Source organism: Synechococcus sp. H60.1 (assembly GCF_047462335.1).
In the GTDB taxonomy this organism is placed as follows: domain Bacteria; phylum Cyanobacteriota; class Cyanobacteriia; order Thermostichales; family Thermostichaceae; genus Thermostichus.
In genome coordinates this window covers 1-2,203 of the sequence record NZ_JANSJA010000227.1, presented here as the reverse complement: position 1 = coordinate 2,203, position 2,203 = coordinate 1, and the positions used below count along the sequence as shown (strand labels likewise).

General features: G+C 59.4%; 2 protein-coding genes. Both read left to right on the top strand.

The annotated features are described in order from the left end of the window. On the top strand, positions 1 to 284 hold a 284-nt coding region (locus NW852_RS11130; protein WP_414426748.1), incomplete at its 5' end, for a hypothetical protein. Positions 285 to 336: 52 nt separating this feature from the next. Further along, positions 337 to 1,965 carry a TM0106 family RecB-like putative nuclease gene (locus NW852_RS11125; protein ID WP_414426747.1) on the top strand — a complete coding sequence of 543 codons (1,629 nt, stop codon included), beginning with the start codon at positions 337 to 339 and terminating at the stop codon, positions 1,963 to 1,965. Positions 1,966 to 2,203 lie beyond the last annotated feature (238 nt).

Below are 2,203 nucleotides of genomic sequence, written 5' to 3'. Positions count from 1 at the left end.
AAAAAATGCAGAGCAAAGACCGATTTGACCAAATTGACTTCCGCCTGGATCGCCTAGTTGGTGCCGTGCTGACCCTAGCCGAGAGCGTCAGCTCCATCAAAGACGACTTGTCTTATTTGAAGGACATTGCTCAGCAACAGGTGCTGATGACCCAGGAGCAAACTGCCTGGCTGGGAGAGCTGAAGGCCGTTTGCCAGCAGCAGGCGGAGACGGGTCGCCGCCAAGCGGAAACAGTTGACCGCCTCATCGCCCATCTTTTGTCAGCTCAGGATCCCAGGTCGTAAGGGATCCCCAAAAGGCGTGCCAAAATGGCAGCAGAGCTGAGGTCGTCCGCCGTTGGAGTTTCAGGTTGCAGCAGCCCAGCAGGGTTCTATTGACGCAGAAGAGTTGCTGGCCTTTTTTCGCTGTCGGCGCCTGCCCTACCTAGATCGGTTTGGGCCTCAAGAAGCCAAGCTGCCGCCGGAAAGCCTGCTGGAGCAATGGCGCCGGGATCGCCAAGCTTTACAAGCTGCTGTGCTGGAGCAATTCCCCGGCGAACAGGTCGCGCCGGGTAATGAAGCCCTTTTGGCAGCCATGGCAGCAGGGACAGAGCGGATCTACGGCGGACAGGTCGTAGCAGAGCTCTTCTGGGAAGTGGATCCCGAGGGAGTTGCTGAGGCAGAGCCTGCCGGCTCTGCAGTTGCCCTTGCCCCTTCCCCTGAGACAGAGGTTGCGCTCCCTGAAGAGGACTCCACCGACAAGACACCCTCCAACTCTGGACTGCCGCCTGCGGCTCTTCCAGAGTTTCGTTCCCTTTGGGTAAGCAGCTCCCTGGATCTCCTGATTCGGGATTCCGCCCTTCGCAGCCAAGGCCGGCCCGCCTACCTGCCGGTTCACATTCGCATTGGCAAGCGACCCAAGCCGGAGTACGAATTGTTGCTGGCGCTGCAGGCCGAATTGCTGGGATCCCTGCAGGGGCAGGTGCCCAAACGCGGCTTTTTGATTCTAAAAGATGGGAAGTGGCACCCTGTCCACCTCAGCCGACGCCGCGTCCAGGTGCGCCGCCTGCTGCAAGACTATCTGCGCTCCCTCGACCAGCCGGAGCCGCCCCAGGTGTTGATGGCCCGCAGCCGCTGTCATCTTTGCCACTGGCGGGAGCACTGTCGGCAGTTGAATGCCGTTGCCCAACCCCTCAGCCTGCTACCGGGTGTAACCGGATCCCGCTATCCCCTTTTGCAAGAGGCAGGGATCAACTCGATTGAGGCCTTAGCCAACGCCCGCCTGGAGATGCTCCAGGCCATCCCCAAGCTGGGAGCCGGCGTGGCCCTGCAACTGCAGCTTCAAGCCCGTGCCACCCTCAGCCGCAAGCCCCTTTGGCTGCAATCGCCGCCGCAAGCTCTGCCAACAGCGCCCGTGGAGCTGTACTTCGATATCGAGGCGGATCCCCGTCACAACGTCGCTTACCTGTTGGGCTTGCTGGTGGTGCAACAAGCCGAGGGGGAAAAGCTGGTGAGCTACCACAGTTGCCTGGCTGTCGAGCCCCAGGAAGAAGGGCAAGCTTGGAAACAATTTTTGCACCTGGTTCAACGCTACCCTGAAGCGCCCATCTACCATTTCCATGGCTTTGAAGTGCAGACCTGTCAGCGGCTGGGGGAGCGATACCCTACGGATTCGCGGCAGGTGCGGCAATTGTTGCAGCGCTTCGTAGATTTACACGCCTGGATCCAACGCTCGGTGGTGCTGCCCATTGAAAGCTATTCCCTGAAAAACATTGCCCGCTGGCTGGGGTTCGAGTGGCGGTTGCCCAATGCCAATGGAGCCCAGTCCATCTACTGGTACAGCCAATGGCTGGAAACTCGAGATCGCCGCTATTTGGAGCAGTCGCTCATCTACAACGAGGACGACTGCCGGGCCACCCATTGGCTCAAAAACTGGCTAAGCCAAAGTGCAGTTCTCGCCCCTGTCGAGGGCCGAAGCTTCGATTAGAATCGGGTGAGACTAGCGGATTGGCCAGAGGGATCCCATGCGGCTGAAATCTCACGAATCCCCCCGCCGCCAGGGCAGGAACTATCGTGGTCGTGGGGGAACGGCACGGAAGCGCCAGATTAACAAACGTAATCGCGCCTTGCTACAGCGATTGCAACAGAAGGAGCAGGGGCTCAGCTCTCGATCTTCTTGGCAGGGACAACTCAGCCCTGCCTTTTTTCTTCCTCAGCTTGTATTT